The 20,142-nt window shown below is 73.1% G+C and carries 16 protein-coding genes; 10 read left to right on the forward strand and 6 right to left on the reverse strand.

What is annotated here, in order from left to right:
- Positions 1–19 precede the first annotated feature (19 nt).
- The 4 genes from ASC99_RS25880 to ASC99_RS25895 are packed head-to-tail and all read right to left on the reverse strand — an operon-like array spanning position 20 to position 4,441.
- Positions 20–1,336 carry a pitrilysin family protein gene (locus ASC99_RS25880; protein WP_057236386.1) on the reverse strand — a complete coding sequence of 439 codons (1,317 nt, stop codon included), beginning with the start codon at positions 1,334–1,336 and terminating at the stop codon, positions 20–22.
- The gene (locus tag ASC99_RS25885) at positions 1,333–2,634 is read right to left on the reverse strand and encodes a pitrilysin family protein (RefSeq protein ID WP_057236388.1); all 1,302 of its coding nucleotides are present in this window, start codon (positions 2,632–2,634) and stop codon (positions 1,333–1,335) included. Before ASC99_RS25885 ends, ASC99_RS25880 begins: the two co-directional genes overlap by 4 nt.
- The gene (locus ASC99_RS25890) at positions 2,631–3,389 is read right to left on the reverse strand and encodes an ABC transporter permease (RefSeq protein WP_057236390.1); all 759 of its coding nucleotides are present in this window, start codon (positions 3,387–3,389) and stop codon (positions 2,631–2,633) included. The genes ASC99_RS25885 and ASC99_RS25890 overlap by 4 nt, the downstream gene beginning before the upstream one ends.
- Positions 3,386–4,441 (reverse strand): ATP-binding cassette domain-containing protein, encoded by a 1,056-nt coding sequence (locus ASC99_RS25895; RefSeq protein WP_063857191.1) that lies wholly within the window; start codon positions 4,439–4,441, stop codon positions 3,386–3,388. Before ASC99_RS25895 ends, ASC99_RS25890 begins: the two co-directional genes overlap by 4 nt.
- Positions 4,442–4,825: 384 nt before the next feature.
- Between ASC99_RS25895 and ASC99_RS25900 the strand changes: the two genes are divergently transcribed.
- The 10 genes from ASC99_RS25900 to ASC99_RS25945 all read left to right on the forward strand — a co-directional run bounded on the left by ASC99_RS25900 (position 4,826) and on the right by ASC99_RS25945 (position 19,340).
- The gene (locus ASC99_RS25900) at positions 4,826–5,035 is read left to right on the forward strand and encodes a hypothetical protein (protein ID WP_057236391.1); all 210 of its coding nucleotides are present in this window, start codon (positions 4,826–4,828) and stop codon (positions 5,033–5,035) included.
- A 256-nt stretch (positions 5,036–5,291) separates the two neighbouring features.
- Positions 5,292–6,224, forward strand: a complete 933-nt coding sequence (locus ASC99_RS25905; RefSeq protein ID WP_057236393.1) for a hypothetical protein — start codon at positions 5,292–5,294, stop codon at positions 6,222–6,224.
- On the forward strand, positions 6,221–8,788 hold the full coding sequence (locus tag ASC99_RS25910; protein ID WP_057236395.1) for a hypothetical protein: 2,568 nt from the start codon (positions 6,221–6,223) through the stop codon (positions 8,786–8,788). Before ASC99_RS25905 ends, ASC99_RS25910 begins: the two co-directional genes overlap by 4 nt.
- Positions 8,785–10,473 carry a hypothetical protein gene (locus tag ASC99_RS25915; RefSeq protein WP_057236397.1) on the forward strand — a complete coding sequence of 563 codons (1,689 nt, stop codon included), beginning with the start codon at positions 8,785–8,787 and terminating at the stop codon, positions 10,471–10,473. Before ASC99_RS25910 ends, ASC99_RS25915 begins: the two co-directional genes overlap by 4 nt.
- 588 nt (positions 10,474–11,061) lie before the next feature.
- Entirely contained in the window at positions 11,062–12,384 is a 1,323-nt protein-coding gene (locus tag ASC99_RS25920) for a YcaO-like family protein (RefSeq protein WP_157531748.1), read from the forward strand.
- Complete coding sequence (locus ASC99_RS25925) at positions 12,381–13,889, forward strand: hypothetical protein (RefSeq protein ID WP_057236401.1); 1,509 nt, start codon at positions 12,381–12,383, stop codon at positions 13,887–13,889. Before ASC99_RS25920 ends, ASC99_RS25925 begins: the two co-directional genes overlap by 4 nt.
- On the forward strand, positions 13,886–14,830 hold the full coding sequence (locus ASC99_RS25930) for a thiopeptide-type bacteriocin biosynthesis protein (protein ID WP_057236403.1): 945 nt from the start codon (positions 13,886–13,888) through the stop codon (positions 14,828–14,830). Before ASC99_RS25925 ends, ASC99_RS25930 begins: the two co-directional genes overlap by 4 nt.
- Positions 14,827–15,762 (forward strand): ABC transporter ATP-binding protein, encoded by a 936-nt coding sequence (locus tag ASC99_RS25935; RefSeq protein ID WP_057236405.1) that lies wholly within the window; start codon positions 14,827–14,829, stop codon positions 15,760–15,762. The genes ASC99_RS25930 and ASC99_RS25935 overlap by 4 nt, the downstream gene beginning before the upstream one ends.
- Entirely contained in the window at positions 15,762–16,520 is a 759-nt protein-coding gene (locus ASC99_RS25940) for an ABC transporter permease (protein ID WP_082598629.1), read from the forward strand. The genes ASC99_RS25935 and ASC99_RS25940 overlap by 1 nt, the downstream gene beginning before the upstream one ends.
- Before the next feature lie 159 nt (positions 16,521–16,679).
- Positions 16,680–19,340 (forward strand): TIM-barrel domain-containing protein, encoded by a 2,661-nt coding sequence (locus tag ASC99_RS25945; RefSeq protein ID WP_057236409.1) that lies wholly within the window; start codon positions 16,680–16,682, stop codon positions 19,338–19,340.
- Positions 19,341–19,419: 79 nt separating this feature from the next.
- Here the strand turns inward: ASC99_RS25945 and ASC99_RS25950 are convergent, their stop codons facing one another.
- Complete coding sequence (locus ASC99_RS25950) at positions 19,420–19,902, reverse strand: hypothetical protein (protein ID WP_057236411.1); 483 nt, start codon at positions 19,900–19,902, stop codon at positions 19,420–19,422.
- Positions 19,890–20,090, reverse strand: a complete 201-nt coding sequence (locus ASC99_RS42275; RefSeq protein ID WP_369824168.1) for a hypothetical protein — start codon at positions 20,088–20,090, stop codon at positions 19,890–19,892. Before ASC99_RS42275 ends, ASC99_RS25950 begins: the two co-directional genes overlap by 13 nt.
- Positions 20,091–20,142 lie beyond the last annotated feature (52 nt).

Raw genomic sequence — 20,142 nt, forward strand, 5'->3', positions numbered from 1 at the left:
TGTTGCTCCTAACGGTGCGTCAGTCGGTGTCAGAGGAGGGGGCGGGCGGGCCGAGCAGCACCGCGGTGTACGCCTCGGGGCGCAGGTGGGCGGCGGCGGCCGCGCGGACCTCGTCGTCGGGGACGGCGCGCACCCGGTCCGCGATCCGGTCGGCCCAGTCGGCGGGCAGGCCGGCCAGGACCGGCCCGTACAGGCTGTCGGCCAGACCCTTCTGGGTGGAGCGGACGAGCGCCTGGATCCCGAGTGCGTAACCCCGGGCGGCGGCGATCTCCTCGGCGGTCGGCGGGCGGTCGCCGGAGATCGCGGCCAGTTCTGCCAGGGTGCCGTCGACGGCCGCGGTCGCGTGCTGCGGCGCGCTGGCGAACTGGACGGTGCCGAGTGCTGCACCGGTCCGCTGCTCGATCGCGGACTGCCCGGAGTAGATCCGGCCCTCCCGTTCGCGCAGCCGTTGGACCAGGCGCGACGAGAAGTAGCCGCCGAAGACCTGGTCCGCGAGCAGCAGCGCGGGGTAGCCCGGATCCGTCCGGACCAGGGAGGGCGCCGCCAGCCGGGCCTCGCACTGCCGGGCCCCTTCGACCGGGACGGCCTGGGCCGGCTCCCCCCGGTGGGCCGGGGCGGGCAGCGGGGCCATCCCGACCGCCGGGAGCCGGGCCGACCAGCCACCCAGCGTGATGGCCAACTCCTCGACAAGACGGGCGGGTTGGACGTCTCCGACCAGGATCAGTGCCGAGCCGCGCGGCACCAGTCGGGTCCGGTGCAGCTCGGCCACCTCGTCCCGGTCGACGGCTGCGACCTGGTCGGTGGCGGGGGTCTCCCGGGTGGCCGGGTGATCGCCGAAGCAGCGGCGGAGCAGCGCTGCCCGCGCGGCCCGGGCCGGCATCGACTCGGTGAGCCGGATCCGGTGCAGCAGCCGCTCGCGCTCGGCCTCCAGGATGGCCGGCTCGTACCCGGCGCCGGTGAGGCAGTCGGCGAGCACGGCCAGCAGCCGGGGCAGGCCCTCGGTCAGCACCTGACCGGTGATCCGGAGTTCCTCGGGCCCGACCACGGCCTTCAAGCTGCCGCCCACGGCGGCGAGTTCGTCGTCGACGGCGGTACGGCCGCCCCCGGCGCCACCGGTCAGCAGGGTGCAGGCGAGCAGCTCGGCGGCGGCCGGGTGCCGGGTGGTGGAGCCGCCGAAGGGCACACCCAGGCGGAGTTGGACCACCGGGGCGGTGGCCCGGCGGGCCGCCACCACGCGCAGTCCGGTGGGCAGGACGGTGTCCACCAGCTCCAGCGGCGGTGCGGGCCGCGGTGGGGCGAGCGGGGGCAGCGTGGCCCCGGTGCTGCCGCGCTTCATCGGTCGGCCTTCCGTTCGGGGACCACCTGGAGCACGGCCGGGTGGCGGCCGGCCAGGTCGGCCGTCACCCGGCGGACGTCCTCGGTGGTGACGGTGGCGAAGCGCCGCGGTGCCTCGAGGACCAGTTCGCCGTCGCCGTACAGCAGTTCGTAGCCGGCCAGCCTTCGGGCCCGGACCCCGACCGAGTCGGTGTCGGAGTACCAGGCTGTCTGCAATCTCCGTACGGCGCGCAGGAGTTCGTCCTCGGACGGGCCTTCGGCGGCCAGTCCGGCGAGCACCTCGTCGATGGCTGCTGCCGTGTCCTGGGCTTCGACGCCGGGTGGGCAGACGGCGTTCACCAGGAAGGCGTCCGGGGCCCGGGAGTCGAAGGGGCCGGCGAGGCCGGCCATCGCCATCACCTGGGTGGCCAGCCGGCGTTCGCGGATCAGCGAGCGGCGCAGCCGGCTCGACTCGCCGCCGCCGAGGACGGCGGCGGCGACCACGGTCGCCAGGTAGTCGGGCGAGTCCGGTGGCGGCATCCGGCGGCCGACGGCGATCGCGGGCAGGGGCGCGAGGCGGTCGGCGCGCTCGAGCGTGCGGGGCCCGGCGAGCGGCGGTTCGGCGAGCTCGGGCGGCGGAGCGGCCGCCCGGGGCGGGATCGTCCAGAAGTGCCGCTCGGCCAGCTTGACCACCTCGTCGGGGTCGACGCCGCCGCAGACGGCGAGCACGGCGTTGGCCGGGGCGTAGTGGCGGTCGAAGAAGTCCACGCACTCCTCGACCGTCGCCGCGCGGAGCGACGCGTGATCGCCGTATCCGTCATGGGTGTTGGCGAAGGAGTCGAAGAGCACCTGCGGCAGGTGGAAGGTGGGGAAGCCGCCGTACGGCCGGTTGGTGACCGTGCGGCGGATCTCCTCCGCGATCACCGAGGCCTGGGTGGCGATCGCCTCCGGGGTGATCCTGGGTGCCCGCATCCGGTCGGCCTCCAGGAAGAGGCCGAGCTCCAGGGCCTCGGCCGGCATCGCCTGGAAGTAGCTGGTGTGGTCGCGGTGGGTGGTGCCGTTGAAGACGCCGCCGTTGGCCTGGATGTGCCGGGCGTGCTCCTGGGCCGTGAGGTTGGCGCTGCCCTGGAACATCAGGTGCTCGAAGAGGTGCGCGAAGCCGGACCGGGACTCGGAGCGGTAGCCGACCCCGTAGGCGACGGCCAGGCCGACGGCCGGGCTGCCCGGGTCCGGGATCACCACCAGCCGCAGACCGTTGGCCAACCGGTGCCGGTGCACCTCGGCGACGGCGGGCGGGGCCGCCGCGGTGGGCGCCGTCACGAGCCGCTGCGGATCGCGCGGGTGGCGAACCAGGTGGCGAGTGCCGCCAGGCCGGCCGCGACGGCCACCCCGACCAGGGTGTCGCCACTGCTGAACCTGCCTGCGAACAGGGCGCGTTCGGCGGTCACGATGTGCGCGATCGGATTGGCCTTGGCCAGTCCGGCGATCCAGCCGGGCGCCAGCGCCAGCGGCAGCAGTACTCCGGAGAGCAGCATGGTGGGCAGCATCAGGGTGTTGAGCAGCTGGCCGTACGCCTCCTCGTTCTTCACCAGCAGCGCGAGCCCGTACGCGATGCCCGACATCGCCAGGCCGACCACGGTGACCAGGGCGAACGCCGCCAGCACCCCGCCGACCGGCGCCCGCAGCCCGGCGACCAGCGCGCCGAGGGTGAGCAGTCCGGCCTGGACGGTGAGCACCACGGCGTCCCGGAGCATCCGGCCCAGCAGCAGGCCGAGTTCGCCGGCCGAGGAGATCCGCATCCGGTCCAGCGCGCCGGACCGGATCTCCGAGATGATCCCGAAGCCGACGAACACGGCGGAGAAGACGCCCTGTTGGACGAGCAGACCGGGGACGAAGATCTGCCAGGTGTTGCCACCCTCGAAGCCCGGCGCCTGGCCGATCCGGTTCAGCAGCGGGCCGAACAGGGTCAGGTAGAGCAGCGGTTGCATCAGCCCGAAGACCACCCAGGCGGGCTTGCGGAGGGTGTAGCGCATCGAGCGCTGGAAGATGATCCAGCTGGTCGCGGCGGTGGTCACGCGGTCACCTCGGAGTTCGGCGTCTCGGTGGCCGACGGGGTTTGGCCTCCGTCGGAAGGCACGGGCACGGGCACGGGCAGGGCCGGGCGGCCCTCCTCACGCAGGGAACGGCCGGTCAGGCGCAGGAAGACGTCGTCCAGGGTGGGGCGCTTGACGGAGACCGACTCCAGGGCGACGTCGGCGAGGTCGAGGGCCCGCAGCAGCTCGGGGAGCAGTCGCTGGGCCTGCGCCACGTGGAACTGCACGCCGTCCGGCGTGGTGTCCAGGTCGCAGCCGGGGACCAGCCGGGCGACCACGGTCGCGGCGTCGCTGATCCGGCTGGTCTCCAGGGTGACCACGTCACCGCCGATCCGGCCCTTCAGCGCCTCGGCGGTGTCGGAGGCGATCACTTGGCCGCCGTCGATCACGATGATCCGGTCGCAGAGCAGGTCGGCCTCCTCCAGGTAGTGCGTGGTGAGGAAGACCGTGGTGCCGTGCTCGGTACGAAGTCTGCGCAGGTGGTCCCAGAGGTTGGCCCGGCTCTGCGGATCCAGGCCGGCGCTCGGCTCGTCCAGGAAGAGTACGGCGGGGCGGTGCACCAGCCCGAGCGCGACGTCCACCCGGCGGCGCTGGCCGCCGGAGAGCCTGGCGACCGGCCGTTCGCTGAAGCCGTCGAGCTCGAACTGGTCGATCAACTCGGCGGTGCGGGCGGCAGCCTGACCTGTCGTCATACCCTGCAGCCGGGCCTGGGTGCGCAGTTCGTCGGCGACCAGGTGCTCGGAGCCGCCGGAGGACTGGCTGACGTAGCCGATCGCCCGCCGCACCGCGGCCCGCTCGCGGACCACGTCGTGGCCGGCCACCGAGGCGGTGCCGCCGGTGGGCGTCTGGAGGGTGGTGAGCATGCGGACCGTGGTGGTCTTGCCGGCGCCGTTGGGGCCGAGGAAGCCGACCATCTCACCCTCGGCCACCTCCAGGTCGATGCCCCGGACGGCGTCCACGGTCCCGTTCCGGACGGCTTCGACCGTGCCGATGCGGGTCCGGTACGAGTAGCTGAGGCCTTGCGCGCTGATCACAGAGTTCCTCCGGTCCTGAATGGGACAGGACGCCGCGGGATTGGATTGACGGATAACGGTCAAGCCTTGGGCGGGCCGACGGCCTCGCCGCACCGGCGGCGGCCGGGCACTGCGTCACTCTTGCCAATTCCGCGCTGCGGAGTCCAGCTCCCGGCCAGGTCGGAGATGTCGTCTGACAGCAACGTGCCAGCGGCGGCGAGGTGGATCCGCCGGATTGTCCGAACTTGGCTGCGGGATAGCCCGGTTGGTATTTCGTGTCCACGACAAGAAGGCTCGGCGGCGGCATTTTGCTGCCGCTCGATTTCCTTGCCCGAATCTCCCGGCAGGCAGTTAGCTGATGCCCAGTCACCGGCACCCCGCCGGTCGATCCGAAAGGAACCCGCCATGAGCACTGCTGTGGACTTCGCCGCGTTCGACGTCAACGAGCTGGCCGTCCTGGACGCCAACGACGCCGTCGCGCTGCCCGACATGGGCGCCTCGGTCATCATCATCTTCGGCTACACCGAGGACGGCGAGGAGATCCTCACCGAGGACACCCTCAACAACGCCGACGCCGGCAGCGGCTCGCTGAGCACCTCCTCCTCCTGCTGCTGATCTCCCGCAGCTGACCATTCCCGACTTCTCGTAGTCGGGTGCCGGCAGAGCCGGTGACACCGTACCGAACGGCCGTCAGCGATCGTGCCGCCGGTTTCACGCCGACCGACCGATTCGTGCATTTCCTGGAGTCGTCATGCGAACTATCGATCCGGGCCTGGCCATACGGGTTTTCGACTATTCGGATAATCCGCGGGAGCTGCTGCGAGAAATCAGCGAGCCTCTGTTGCACCTGAAAGGCTCGCAGCAGCTTCCCGTGGTCCATCTGCGCCGAGGCTGGCTGCACGGCTCACACCTCCTGCTGGTCCTCCGCCCCTACGGCGAACGGACCGTCGACGCGAGCGAGTTCATCGCCACCGCGGCCGCACTGGCCGCCGCCCGCGGCGTGAGCGCGCCGGACCAGGAGACCTACCTGCGCCGGGCGCAGGAACTCGCCCGCTGGGAGAACGTCCAGGACGAGCTGCTGCCCTGCCACCCGCAGGGCCACGTGATCGCCGAACCGCACCGGCCGCGCGCCGACTCCCCGGCGCTCTCCCAGGCCGTTGACCAGATCATGGGCCGCTTCCTCGAACCGATGCTCGGCTCGCTGGCCGTCCCCGAGATCGAGCTGCTGCCGCACCTCACCCACGTCCTCGCGCTGCTCGCCCGCACCCACCCGCGCGGCATCAGCGCCGGCGCGCTGCCGTACCGCTCGCACGCCGAGGGCGTCGTCTCGGCGACCGGGAAGCACGCCGACCTCAAATCAGCCTTCGCCGCACGCTACCTGAGTGATCGTCAGGTCTTCCTCGACGCCCTCCAGGCACCCGTGCAGACCGACACCCTGCGGTCCTGGGAACGGGCCATGCAGTACGCCTGGGGAGTGGCCGAGGCCCACACCGCCGGCCAGGCCGTCGACGAGCGTGTCCTGCAGGGCGCGGCCGGCGGCGGGGACTGGGAGCACCCGCTCGGCACCCCGGTCCGCAGCGACTTCATCGGCGAGATCCTGGACGGCGGCATGCTGCGCAGGCCCTCCTACCGCCACATCGCGCACCGGATCGTGCTGAACGTCCTCTACACCAGCCTGACCTGCTTCGGCATCACCCCGATGCAGCGGTACTACCTCTGTTACGGACTGGGCGAGGGGACCGACGAGTTGACCGGTGTGTCGTCCATCGAGCGGGTGCGAGCCTTCAGCAGGGAGCTGGCGTGACCGAGTCCTGGAACCTGGCCGACACACCCATGTACCGGGTGAATCCCACCCCGGGTCTGCGCCTGGGCGGCGACCGGCTCGGCACCGCCCTGCGGGCCCTGTTCGCCGCGCACCGGGACTGCCGGGCGCTGGCCGACGAGGTCTGCGAGGAGCTGTACCGACTCACCGGGGTCGCCACCGGCCGCGAACGCCACCGCCTGCTGCGGCTCAAGCGCGCGGTCTTCAACGACCGCGCCCCGGACGCCGCCGACCTGCGGGACAGCTGGCAGACGCCGCTCCCGCCGGCCGTCACCGCCTGGCTGGCCGCCAGCGAACGCGGCCAACTCGCCCGCACCGCAGTGGAGGCGGGCCTGCCCGGCTTCCTCGCCGAGGAGCGTGAACGGCTCGCCCAGGCGGTCGGCTCCGAGCCCTTCCAGCTCTCGCTGGCCCTCAACTCCCCCCAGGTGCTCGACGCGGCCCAGCGCTACCGCGCCTCGCCGGGAGGGCTGACCGCCCGTCAGCGCAAGTCCGAGCGCGGACTGATCCAGCACCTCGCGCGCGCCCTGCTGCGGGTCAGTCCGTTGTCCCGGCTCACCGCCGTCGGCTTCGCCGACTGGTCCGAGGACGGCCGCCGCCTCGACGAGGCCGCCTTCGACCGCCGGCGCGCCCACTCCGTCCTCACCCCCGACCGGGCGCTCTTCTCCAGCCTGGTCAACGGCATCGCGGACCCGCCCCGCCCGGGTGAACTCCCGGCCGTGGTCCAGCGCAACGCGATGCTCAGGTGGGAGGGCACCCACATCCGCTTCCAGCACGTCGCGGACGGGCGGCGGCGCACCCTGGCGGCCGAGCTCAACGAGCAGCTGACCGCCCTGCTGAAGCTCACCGTCCTCGGCCCGCTGCCGGTCGAGCTGCTGACCGCCGAACTCGCCCGCCGCTTCGCGGTCCCCGAGCCGGAGGCCGCGCGGCTGGTCACCGCCGCCGTCGAGGCGCAGATCCTGGTGGCCGCCCCGGTCCTCGACGAGCAGGCCGCCGACCCGCTGCCGGGCGCCGAGAAGCTGCTCACCGAGCACCACCCGGAGGCAGCCGCCACGGTCGCCGCGATCGCCGCCGACCTCGACCTGATGGCCCGTGACTCGGTCGGCGGCCGCCGCGCCGCCCTGAACCGGATCCGCGCCGCCGAGACCGCGCTCAACGAGCTCAGCGCCTGCCCCGCCAAGCTCCACGTCAACGAGGACTACCTGCTGGAGCCCGGCGCCCTCTCGCCCGAGGGCTACCGCGCCGCACTGGCCGACCTCGGCCGAGTGACCGCCTTCCAGAGCCTCTTCGACCGGCATCACGAGATCCGGGCCCTGCTCACCCGGGCCTTCACCGACCGCTTCGGCGTCGGTGCGCGGGTCGACCTGCTCGACCACGCCGACGAGCTGGTCACCCTGGTCCGCAGCCGGGAACTCTCGCTCAACCGGGCCACCGCCGAGGAGTGGGGCCCCGCCGACGGTTCACTGTCCGAGCTGCGCCGCCGGCGCGCCGCCGCCCTCGCCGTGCTCGCCACCCGGCTCCGCGAGGCCGGCGAGGACGCCGAGGTCTCGGTGGACCCCGGCCTGCTCGCCTCGCTCGCGGACGGCCTGCCCGACCGCTTCCGGCTCCCCGCCGCCTCGTACGGCCTGCTGGTCCAGCCCGCCGACGGCCGACTGGTGCTGAACGCCTGCTACACCGGGCACGGCCAGCTGGCCACCCGCTTCCTCGGCGCCCAGGCCGAGCTCGGCAGTGACGTCGCGGCCCGGACCGCCCGCCGGATCCAGCACCGGTTCGGCTCCGACGGCGTCCGGCTGGTCGAGGACCGCGGACTGCACCGGGCCAACATCAACCACCGGATGCGGCTGCTGGACGAGACCATCACCCCGGGGGAGTGGCTCGGTGTCACGCTGGCCCACGACCCGGTCGCCGACCGGCTCGAGCTGCTCGACCGGGACGGGCAGCCGATCCGGGTGATGTCGCTGGGCATGAAGTGGGTCGAACTCCAGCCCACGGCGCTCACCCTGGCCGTCTGGCTGTACGACACCGGCCGGGTCGCCTTCGACCCGATCGGGCAGCTGCACACCCAGCGGCGCGACCTCGACGGCGGAACCGCCCGCTACCCCCGGCTGGTCGCCGGGGACGTGGTGCTGCAGCGCCGCCGCTGGTACCCGGGGGACGACCTGCCGTCCGTGCCGGCCGGCGAGCCGGAGGACGAGGCCGCGCACCTGATCGCGATGACGCGCTGGCGGGCCACCCACGACATACCCGAGGAAATCGTCATGAAGACCCCGCTCGGCATGCCGGCCGGCCAGACGCTGTCCGGCGACGCCGCCGCCGCGGCGCTCACCCGCTACCTCAAGACCCGCAGCCGGGAGAAGCCCCAGTACCTGGACCTGGGCAGCGCGCTGATGGTGCGGGTGCTGCCGAAGTTCCTGGAGCGCCGGAGCGCCGGGTTCTTCGAGGAGGCCCTGCCCGGCGTGCGCGGCGGGGTCACGGCCGGCGAGTGGCTGCTGGAGTACGACCTGGTGCACGACCAGGAGCCGGTCGAGTCCGCAGGGGAGGGCGAGTGAGGGTCAAACTGCGCCCCGGTACGCATTTCGCACCCGTCCGGCAGGGCGTGCACGTCGCCCGGGGCGGCGAGTCCTTCGTCCTGGCGGGGCCGCCGACGCTGTACACCGTCCTTGACAGCCGGCTGGCGGAGCTCAGCGACGGCACGGACGTCGACGCCCTGGTGGTGGCCTTCGGGAGCGAGTCCGCCCGCCCGGTCCTCGACCGGATCCTGCGCACCCTGGTGGACCGGGACGTCCTGCTCGACCTGGACGCGCTGACCACCCCGGCGCCCGACGGGGCCACCGCGGCCCGCTACGCCGAGACGCTCGCCTACCTGGAAGCCCACAGCCCGGACCCCTACGGGGACTTCGCGCGGCTTCGGGGCGCGCGGGTGCGCGTGCTGGGGAGCGGACCCGCCGCCGAGCCGGCAGTGCGGTCGCTACGGCGCCACGGGGTGGCGGACGCGGTCGTGCGCTCCGACGGCTTCGAGAGCTCCGATGACGCTGACGGCTCCGAACCGGTGGATCCGGGCTGGGCGGTGCTGATCGCGGATCACGAACACCCGTCCGGCCCACCCGCGGCACTGCCGCCCGGCACCCGGGTGGTCGCCGTGCACGCCGGGGAGCAGGTGGCCCTGGTGGCCGAACTGGACGACGCCACCGGGACGGCCGCCTTCGAGGCCGCCGCCCACCGCGCGGCGGCCTGGGTGGCCGGGGACCCCGAGGCCGGCGCGCCGCGCCCGCTCAGCGCGGTCCTCGCCGGAGCGCTGGCGGCCCGCGCCGTCCTGGCCGGCCTCACCGGTCTCGACCGGTCCCCCGGGACGGCCACGGTGATCCACGGCCGGCAGCTCCGGACCTCCCGCATTCCCCTTCAGGACGGACCTGTTGGGCAGGACGGGCCGGCCGGGTCACTGGCCGCCTGGACGCCGCCGACGGAGGACGTCGATCCGCCGGCGCCCCACGAGTTGCTGACCGCCTGGGATCCGCTGACGACCCGTTGGGTCGGGCTGGTGAGGCGCGGGCGTGACCTGGACCTGGACCAACTGCCGTTCGCCCTGGAGACCGTGGAGCTGCTCACCGGTCCGGCCCCCACCCGGGCTGTCGGCTGGGGGCCGGACCGGACGGCAGCCGGTGTGGGTGCACTGCTGGCCGCGGCGCGCCGGCTGGCCGGGGCCGATGGCGCCGCCGGGGCGACCGAGGGCCGCTGGCTGCTCGACGGCGTGCTGCGGCAGCTCGGCGCCGAACTGCTGCTCGGCCGCCCGGGAGACCCGCTCGGCTGGGACGGACTCGGCAGCACCGAAGGCCGGACACTGTTCGGCCTCCTGGAGTCCTGGTTCGACTGCACGGTGGAACTGACGCGTCGTCAGTGTCCGGTGCTCGACTGGTCGTTGGTGACGGTCACCGAGCAGGACGGGACGGTGGCCGCGACCGAATGGGGCGAGACCCCGGCCGCCGCGGCCAAGGCGGCCCTCGCCGCCGCCGTCGCCCGGGCCCAGGCCGACCCCGAGGTGCGCCGGCTGCTCGCCGAACACCCGGTCGGCACCAGCGTGTTGGAGACCTGCTCGGTGACCGCGGTACGGCTGGCCCTGAGCCGACTCGGCACCGAACCGGCCGTCCGGGGCCGGACCGTCCGCGCCCGGCGGCTGACCAACGACCCGGTCACCGGACAACTCCCACTCCACTGCGGGCCGGTGCGGCTCTCATGACCGAGGACACCACGGTGACAGAAATCCCGGGACAGCCGTCGGCGACCGGGCCCCGGATCGGCCCCGGTGCGCCGGTCTCCTGGGACTGGCGGACCTGGGCCGACCAACTGGACGGCTGCGTGCTGACCGCCCACGGCGAGCTCGATCTGGACTGGGAACGCCGGGCGATGGCCGCCGCCCGGGCGACCGGCAAAGATCTGCTCTCCATTCGGATCGGCGCGACCGAGATCCAGATCGGACCACGCTGGACCCCGGACGGCGACCTGGCCTGCCCGTGCTGTGCCGCCGCCGCCGACGCCTACCGCCGCTGGGACTCCGAGAAGCGCCCCGAGAGCGACCGGCGCGAACGCGAGCAGACGGCCGCCCACCGGAGCGAACCCGAGGCGAGCACCCCTGCCCCCGGCCGGGTGGTCCCCGTGTCGCCGTGGCTGGAGGCGGTGGTCGGTGCGGTGCTGACGGCCGAGGCCGCGCCCGGGCCGGGTGAGATGGTGGTCGTCTCGCGGACCGGCGTGGTCGCCCGGCACCGGGTGATGCGCCGACGGGCCGCCGGCCCTGCCCCGGCCGGAGCCGCGTCCGACCACGGCCGAGGTGCCGACTCGGGAGAGTTCGGCGCCCTTCGGGATGGACCCGGACCGGATGCGGGCCGCGTTCGCGGATCCCCGCTTCGGCCCGGTGACGCGGATCACCCGCTACTCGTCGGGCAGCTTCCCGATCAGCGAGGTCGACGTCCTGGCCGGGACGCCGTCCGGCCTCGGCCGGGGGATGCGGTTCCGCGAGGCCGAGGCGGTCGGCATGTACGAGGCGATGGAGCGCCAGGCCGGCTACCCGCACGCGGCGACCATCGTCCCCGAGATGACCCACCGGGAGCTCGGCGCCCTCGCGCTCGACCCGGCGACCCTCGGCGGCTACACCGACCGCCAACTCGCCTCCCCGCTGAGCAAGGTGCAGCGGTACACCGAGGACACCGCGCTGGACTGGGTGTGGGCCCGTCCGCTCACCGGCGGCGAACCCCGGCTGGTCCCGGCCGAGATCGGCTTCTACCGTTACGGCTACCGGATCAGGGCGGCGGAGGGGGAGACCCGGCGCGGCGCCTTCCTGGAGTCCTCCAGCGGCTGCGCCCTCGGCGGCGGTTTCGAGGAGGCGGCGCTGCACTCGCTGCTCGAACTCGCCGAGCGGGACGCCTTCCTGCAGGCCTGGCACCTCGCCCGCCCGCTGCCGGCCGTCGATCCGGCCACCGTCCGCGACCGCCAGTCGCGGCTGCTGCTCAGGCTGGTCGAGAGCCACGGCTACGACGTCCACCTGCTGGTCGCCACCGCCGACATCCCGGTGCCCGCGGTCTGGGCGCTCGCGGTCCGGCGCGACGGCGGTCTGCCGGCCACCTTCAGTACGGCCGGCTGCCACCCCGACCCCGAGCAGGCGGTGCGCTCGGCGCTGTGGGAGCTGACCCAGCTGGTGACCGGCGGACTCAACTGGGATCCGAAGCCGCTGGAGCCGCTGATCGAAGACCCCTGGCTGGTCGAGGAGTTGGCGCAGCACTGGCGCCGCTACGCGTTCCCCGAACTGCTGCCCCGGGTCGAACGGGTGCTCGGTGGCCCGGTGCTCCCGCTGGCGGACGCCTTCGGCGACTGGCCGCAGCCGCTGATCCGCGCGGCGGGCGGTGACGTGACTGGCGCGCTGGAGTACGTGCTCGAGCTCTACCGGCAGGCGGGGCTCGGCACCGTGCTGGCCGTCGAGCAGTCCACCCCCGACCACTCCGCGCTCGGCATGTCGGTGGTCAAGTGCGTGGTGCCCGGCATCCTGCCGATGTGCTTCGGCCAGGCGCACCAACGCCTGTCCGGTCTCGACCGGTTGCTCTCGCGGCTCGACGCGGATCCGGCCGACCTGCCCCTCGACCCGCACCCCTTCCCATGACCGCATCCGCAACCACCCAGCCTGGTGCGCCGACCCTGGCCGACATCCGCCGCTTCGCCTTCCGGCAGGGCCCCGGCAAGGGCCACCTCGGCGAGCAGCACCTGGTGGACGACCGGGCCGCTACCACCAGTGCCCTGCCGCCCGGTTGGGCCCGCTCAGCCACCGGCGTACCGCTGCCGCTCGGTACCCACGAGCTGCTGTCCGGCACCCCGTACCTCGAGCCGGTCGGGCCGGCTCCGCGTGACCGGCTCGGGCACCTGCTCACCACCGCCTTCGGCCTGCAACGCCGCGAGCCCTCGCACCGCTACGCCGACCACCGTTCGGTCGCCTCCGGGCGGGCGAAGTTCCCGGTGCACGCCTTCCTCGCCCAGGGGCCGGCGGTCCGCTATCTCGACGTGTACCGGCACGCGCTGGTGGACGTGACGCCGCCCGGGGGAGTGCCCGCGGTGACGGGGGACGGGACCTCGGTGCTGCTGGCTGCCCGCTACAGCGACCTGCCCGCCGCCTACGGCCGGATGCGGTACGCCGTCACGGAGGTCGAACTCGGGGTCAACCTAAGGTCGTTGTGCGTGGCGGCGGATCTGTTCGGAGTGGAGGCCCGGCTCGCGCTGGACGGCGGGAGCACCGCCGAGGCCGAGACCGTGGTCCGGTCGGCCGGTCCCGGCACCTGGTCCGCCCCGCTGGCCGTCCGGCTCGGCGGCCTCGGCCCGGTCGGCCCGAGCACGGCACTCCCCGGCCCGGCCGGGAACGGGCCGGACAGCCGCGACTCCTTGCTGGAGAGTGACGATCCGTCAGTCCGGGACATGGCCGCCGTCAGTGCCCGGCGCCACGGCCTGTCAACCGGCCCGCAGCCGCCGGCCCGTGGACTGCCCGAGGGCGGCCCGGCCGGTGGCACCGACTGGGCGCAGGTGCTCTGGAACCGCACCGCAGGCCGGATGCCCGACCAGCTGTACGGCTTCGCCCTGCGGCCCGCCGAGGTCTCCGCCGACTGTCTGGCCGATCTGCTGGCCTGGGCCGACCGGCCCCCGCCGGACCGCCTGCTGGCCGAGGTCGCCGGCCGGGTCCGGCTGACCGTGGCCCTGCAACGGGTCGGCGGTCTGCCGACCGGCGTCCACCGGGTCGAGGGCAGGGAACTGACGCCCGGTCTGGTCCGGCCCAGGATCATGGCCGCGCTCCAGCCCGGATTCGCCCAGCAACCCTCGCCGAACACCGACTCCGGGATGCGGCACGCGGCGATGGTCTGGGTCCACTCCGTCGACGTCGACGCGCTGCTCGACGACTTCGGCCCGTCCGCCCTCGGCCTGCTCCAGCTCTGCCTGGGCTGGAGCGTGCACGGCCTCTGCCTGGCGGCGGCCGCGCACGGACTGGTCGCCCGCCCGGCGCGCTCCTTCGTCGAGTACCACGTGCAGCCCCTGCTCGGCCTACGCCGCGAGGAGACCCCGGTGTTCATGACCGTCTGCGGGACATCCCGCTTCACCGAACCGATGCTGGACCTGCGCACATGAGCACACCCAACGCCCATGGCCGCTGGCGCAGTTGGCACCTGCACGCGGACTCGCTGCGGTCCGCCGCACTGGAGAGCCTGCTGCTCCGAGCCGTGGTTCCGGTGGTCGAGCAGCACACGGCCGGTCAGGACCAGGGCGCCCCGCCCCGGCCCTGGTTCTTCATCCGCTACTGGCAGGGCGGTCCGCATCTGCGACTGCGGATCGCCGACCTTGACGATCCGGCGGCCGCCCGGATCACCGCAGAGCTGACCGCCCGGACGGACGCCGTCAACGCGGAGCTCCCGCCCGAGGACCGGCTCACCCCCGCCTCGTACCGGCAGGCCGCCCGGCCGCTCGCCGAGCTCGGCGAGGGCGGCCAGGCACTCGACCTCGGCGAGCTGCTGCCGCCGGGCGTCCACCCGGCAGTGTACGAGCCGGAGCTCCGGCGCTACGGCGGGCCCGAACAGATGGCGCTCAACGAGGAGTTGTTCCACGCCTCCAGCGTGGTGGTACTGCGCGCCTGCCGGGCCCGTCCGGGGCACGGCCGCAACATCGCGGACGGATTGGAGGCGATGGCCGCGACCCTGTCGGCCTGGCCCGGCGACCGGCTGGTGCTGCTGCGCGCGGTGCGGGACGGCTGGGCCGAGTGGTCCGGCGGGACCGGCGGGTCCGCCGAAGGCCTCGCCCGTACGGCCGCCGACCAGGCCGACCGGCTGCGAGCGAGCGCGGGGGCCTTGGTTGCCCTGGCCGACGGCGCCCCGTCCCGGTGGAGTGCCTGGACGACCAGGCTCCGGCCGGCCGCCGAACTGTGGACCGAATCCCACGGCATCCCCGGTGCCGGCCGGATCCTCGGCTCCCAGCTCCACATGACCCAGAACCGGCTGGGCGTCGGCGCGGGCCGCGAGGGCATGATGGCCGCGATCCTGCTGGACCTCTTCCGGCAGCACAGTGGTGCGTCTTGACGCACCGTCAGCCGACCGGGCACACGGTGATCGAACTCGTCGACGTACGCAAGCAGTTCGGCGAGGTCACGGCGGTCAACGGCCTGAACCTGCGGGTCGAAGCCGGTGAGGTGGTCGCCTTCCTGGGACCGAACGGTGCGGGCAAGTCCACCACCATCGACCTGCTGCTGGGCCTGGCCAGACCCGACTCGGGCACCGTCCGGGTCTGTGGTCGCCCACCCGTGGACGCGGTCCGGCACGGCCTGGTGGCCGCCGTGCTGCAGAGCGGTGGTCTGCTGCGTGACTTCACGGTCGCCGAGACCGTCCGGTACGTCGCCTCGGTGTACCCGACGGCCAGACCGGTCGACCAGGTGATGGAGGTGGCCGGGCTGACGCCGATCGCCGGACGACGGGTCGGCAAGTGCTCGGGCGGCGAGCAGCAGCGGCTCCGCTTCGCACTGGCCCTGCTGCCGGAACCGCAGGTGCTGGTCCTCGACGAGCCGACCACCGGCATGGACGTCGAGGCGCGGCAGGACTTCTGGAAGGCGGTCCGCCGCGATGCGGAGCGCGGCCGGGCCGTGCTGTTCGCCACCCACTACCTCGACGAGGCCGATGCGCACGCCGACCGGATCGTGGTCGTCCGCGAAGGTGTCGTGGTGGCCGACGGCCCGGCGGCGAGGATCAAGAACCTGGCGACCGGCCGCCGGATCCGAGTGCTCTGGCCCGGAGCCGAGTTGGCGGCCGTCCGCGCCCTGCCCGGCGTCGACTCGGCGGAGGCGTACGGCGATTCAGTGGTGCTGCACACCCGCGACTCCGATCAGGTCGCCCGCCACCTGCTCAACCACACCGCTGCCCGCGACCTGGAGATCACCGCCACCCTGGAGTCGGCCTTCGTGGCACTGACCGGCCGCGACTCCTCCCGGCCGCCCGAGCCTGACCCCGAGGAGCGCTGATGACCATGGCCCCCGCCCGTCCGCCGTACGGCGGATTCAACACCGTGGCCCTGCGGCTGGAGGTGCGGCGGGTGCTGCGCAACCGGCGCACCCTGGTCTTCGCCCTGGGCATGCCCGCGCTGTTCTTCCTCTCCTTCGGCCTGCCGCAGGCCGGCCAGGCCGCCGCCGGGACGGAGGTGCGCCAACTCACCATGGTCAACATGGCGGTCTACGGCTCGATGCTCGCCGCCACCTCCTGCGGCGCCGCCGTCGCGGTCGAGCGAAGCGTCGGCTGGACCAGGCAGTTGCGGATCACCCCGCTGCTCCCGCTGGCCCACCTCGCGATCAAGGTGCTGACCGCGATGCTGCTCGGACTCCTCTCGGTGGCCGTGGAGTTCACCCTCGGCGCGGCCTCCGGAGTGCGGGCTCCGCTGCGGGTCTGGCTGCTCTCCGGCCTGATCGCCTGGCTCGGCTCCTCGGTCTTCGCCGCCCTCGGTCTCTTCGCGGGATTCGTGCTGCCCTCGGAGAACGTGATGCAGTTCGTCGGCCCCGCGCTTGCCCTGCTGGCCCTGTGCGGCGGCCTGTTCGTACCGCTGCCCTTCCTGCCCGAGTCGATCCGCTCCTTCGCCGAGTTCACCCCCGGCTACGGCGTCGGCCAGCTCGCCCGCCTCCCCCTCACCGGCGGGCCGGTCGCCGGGGCACTCGCCAACCTCGCGGTCTGGGCGACGCTCTTCCTCACGGGAGCCGCCTGGCTGTACCGCCGCGACCCGGCCCGGTAGTCGGTGCCTCGATCCGCTCCTTTCTGACTTTCCGTCAGTAGCGTGACTGCCATTGACATGTACCCCCGTCGCTGTGAATCTTGCTTCGCAACTCCGCCGTTTCGAGCAGTTTTGCGCAGCAGCAGACAACTGTTGCTCAGTCGACGGGAGAAACGCGCCGTGCGCTTACTTCGACACCACCTCCGCTGGACCGCCCTCGCCGCGGCCGCGACCTTCCTCGCCACCCTGGCCGGGCCGACCGTTCCGGCACGGGCGGCGACCCCCGGCTCCGCCGTCCTCGACCAGGGCCACCAGAGCACGACCTGGCAGAGCCCCCGCTACGCCAAGGGCACCTTCGGCGGCGCCACCGACTGCCCACCGGCCGCACAGGACCCGGGAAACGCGGTCTGCGACCGCTTCGACCTGACCGTCGACGTGCCGACCGGGTACTGGGACGACAACCCGGAGGGCGGCGTCCCGCTCTCCATCCAGTGGCAGACCCCCACCGACGACTTCGACCTCTACGTCTACGACGCGAACGGCAAGGAGGTCGCCCAGAGCGCGGGCACCGCCGACCCCGAGTCGACCGTGATCCCCAAGGCCTCGGGCACCTACCACGTCGTTGTCGTCCCCTACGACGTGCACGACAACTCCTATACGGGCCGGGCCTATCTGCCGCAGACGGCCGACGCGGGCGACCTGACCACCTTCGGCGGCTCCCAGGGCAGCTACGACATCACAGCGGGCACCCTGAGGGCCAAGGTCGACTTCCTCGCCGACGACCAGCTGCGCCTGCGGGCCGCCCCGGACGGCGTCCTCACCGACCCGGCCGGCAGCACCATCATCCGCAAGCAACCCGAACTCCAGGGCGACACCAGCTCCTTCGACGCCGGGGAGTACTACGGCATCCGCTCCAAGAACCTGGTGCTGCGGGTCTACAAGCACCCGCTGCGCKTCGGCCTGTACSGGGCGGACGACCGCACGGCCGTCTGGCAGGAGGAGGCCCCGCTGCGCTGGAGCACCAGCGGGCTGCGGCAGAGCCTGCTGCGCGGCGCCGACGAGCAGTTCTTCGGCGGCGGCGAGCAGAACGGGAGCTTCTCGCACCGCGACCGGACCATCCACGTCGCCAACAACTTCAACTGGAACGAGGGCGGTTACAACAACTCCCAGCCGTTCTACGTCTCCAGCGCCGGCTACGGAGTCTTCCGCAACACCTTCGCGCCGGGCATCTACGACTTCGGTTCGCCGGTGCGCACCGGGCAGCAGGAACGGCGGCTCGACGCCTACTACTTCACCGGTGACGTGAAGTCGGTGATCGGCAAGTACACCGCGCTGGTCGGCAAGCCGTTCATGCCGCCCGTCTACGGCCTGGAACCGGGCGACTCCGACTGCTACCTGCACAACGCCAACCGCGGCGAGCGGCACACCCAGGACGCACTGAAGATCGCCGACGGCTATGTCCAGAACCAGATGCCGCTCGGCTGGATGCTGGTCAACGACGGCTACGGCTGCGGCTACGAGGACCTCGCGAAGACCGGCGAGGGCCTGCGGAAGGACCACGCCCAGCTCGGGCTGTGGACGCAGAACGGCCTGCCCAACCAGGCCGAGGAGGTCAAGGCCGGGGTCCGGGTGCGCAAGCTCGACGTGGCCTGGGTCGGCAACGGCTACGACTTCGCGCTGAACGCCTGTGACCAGGCCAAGGCGGGCATCGAGGACAACAGCGACGCCCGCGGCTTCGTCTGGCTGCCGGTCTCCTGGGCCGGCGCGCAGCGCTGCGGCGTGCTCTGGAGCGGTGACCAGAGCCTGTCCTGGGACTACATCCGCTGGCAGATCCCCACCTACGCCGGCGCGACCATGTCCGGCATCGCGTACAACACCGGTGACGTCGGCAGTATCTACCGGCACGACCCGAAGATGTACGCGCGCGACCTGCAGTGGAAGGCCTTCCTGCCGGCCGTCATGACGATGGACGGCTGGGCGAAGGACATCGCCACCAAGCAGCCGCACGACCAGCAGCCCTGGCTGGACGGCGAGCCGTACACCTCGATCAACCGCAAGTACCTGCAGCTGAAGGAGCGGCTGCTGCCGTACATGTACACCCTGTCGGCCGAGGCCACCAGGACCGGCGTCGGTGCCGTGCGGCCGCTCGCGCTGGAGTACCCGGACGACCCGGCGGCCCTCGGGCCGAACGCCAAGTACGAGTTCCTGGCCGGCCCGGACTTCCTGGTCGCGCCGGTCTACTCGGACACCGCGGTGCGCGACGGCATCTACCTGCCCAAGGGCACCTGGACCGACTACTGGACCGGGCGCACCTACCAGGGCCCGACCACGGTCAACGGCTACTCAGCCCCGCTCGACACCCTGCCGCTGTTCGTCAAGGGCGGCTCGATCGTCCCGATGTGGCCCAAGGGCACGCTCTCCTGGGAGAACCGGGACCGGACCGAACTCGACTACGACCTCTACCCGCAGGGGGACTCCACCTACACCCTGTACGAGGACGACGGCGTCACCCGGCAGTTCAACCAGGGCGCCTCGGCCACCCAGCGCGTGGACGTGCACGCGAACGGTGCCGTGACCGTCGTCAAGGTCGGTGCCAGCGTGGGGAGTTACGCCGACAAGCCGAGCAGTCGGGCGTACCGGTTCACCGTGCACGGCGAGCGGGCCCCGCGCCAGGTGGTCACCGAGGGCGGTCCGCTGCCGCAGCTGGGCTCGGCCGCCGCGCTCGACTCGGCCGCGTCCGGCTGGTACTTCGACGCCGCGACCGGAGTGACCAACGTCAGAACGCCGTCCGTCGCCACCGACCACGGCTTCTCGGTCGAGCTGATCCACGGCGGCCGCTGAAACAGCAGGGCCCGGCCCACCCGACCGGTGGACCGGGCCCTGTGTCGCATCGTCAGGCAGGCCCGTAACCGTGAGGGCCTCAGGAGCGGAGGGCGGCGGTCAGTTCGGCGGCTGTCGGCGGGTTGGCGCCGGCGCGGGAGACGGTGATGGCGGCTGCGGCTGCCGCGGCCCGTAGGGCGGCGGGCACCGAGTCGCTGGCTTTGACGACGTGGCTGAGCGCCACGCACTCCTCCACCGCGGCGATGCCGTCTTCCCGTTCGCCGAACAGCGCCGGACGGATGTTGGGGTTGTAGGAGACCGTCGCCCCCGAGCGGCGCAGTTCGCGCAGCAGCCGGCGGGCAGTGTCGGCGCCCGGCTCCAGTACCGAGGCGAGTGAGCCCAGATGGACGTAGCGCGCCGGCGGAACGGCAGCCTGTCGCAGGCTCCACTCGATGGCGAACTCGTAGGCGGCGCTGCCCCGTTCGTCGAGGGTGACGATCGCGGTCGGAGTGGGTGGTGCCTGGTCGTCCGTCAGGACCGACACCCCTGCCGAACGGAGGTGCGCCCGGATCAGGTCGCCCATCGGATCCTGCCCGAGCTGGGTGAGGAGCGTGGTCCGGTGCCCCAGCCTGGCCTGGCCAGGCCGTAGGCGACGTTGGCGGGGCGGCCGCCCGGGTGGGCGCGGTCGGGTCGGCCAGGGGCGCGGACCACGTCGGCGACGCACTCGCCGATGACGAGGAATTCGACGCCTCTGCTGTCGGGCTCTGCCATGGTGCGGGGCTGCTCCTTGCATCGTGAACTTGTGTTCATCAGACATGCCGAG

The organism is Kitasatospora sp. Root107, from assembly GCF_001424875.1.
Taxonomy (GTDB): Bacteria; Actinomycetota; Actinomycetes; order Streptomycetales; family Streptomycetaceae; genus Kitasatospora.

What these genes read in the sequence shown, in the direction of transcription:
- ASC99_RS25940 (WP_082598629.1), top strand. Translation starts at nt 15,762, where the DNA reads ATGACCATGGCCCCCGCCCGTCCGCCGTACGGCGGATTCAACACCGTG.
- ASC99_RS25880 (WP_057236386.1), bottom strand. Translation starts at nt 1,336, where the DNA reads ATGAAGCGCGGCAGCACCGGGGCCACGCTGCCCCCGCTCGCCCCACCG.
- ASC99_RS25930 (WP_057236403.1), top strand. Translation starts at nt 13,886, where the DNA reads ATGAGCACACCCAACGCCCATGGCCGCTGGCGCAGTTGGCACCTGCAC.
- ASC99_RS25950 (WP_057236411.1), bottom strand. Translation starts at nt 19,902, where the DNA reads ATGGGCGACCTGATCCGGGCGCACCTCCGTTCGGCAGGGGTGTCGGTC.
- ASC99_RS25925 (WP_057236401.1), top strand. Translation starts at nt 12,381, where the DNA reads ATGACCGCATCCGCAACCACCCAGCCTGGTGCGCCGACCCTGGCCGAC.
- ASC99_RS42275 (WP_369824168.1), bottom strand. Translation starts at nt 20,090, where the DNA reads ATGGCAGAGCCCGACAGCAGAGGCGTCGAATTCCTCGTCATCGGCGAG.
- ASC99_RS25900 (WP_057236391.1), top strand. Translation starts at nt 4,826, where the DNA reads ATGAGCACTGCTGTGGACTTCGCCGCGTTCGACGTCAACGAGCTGGCC.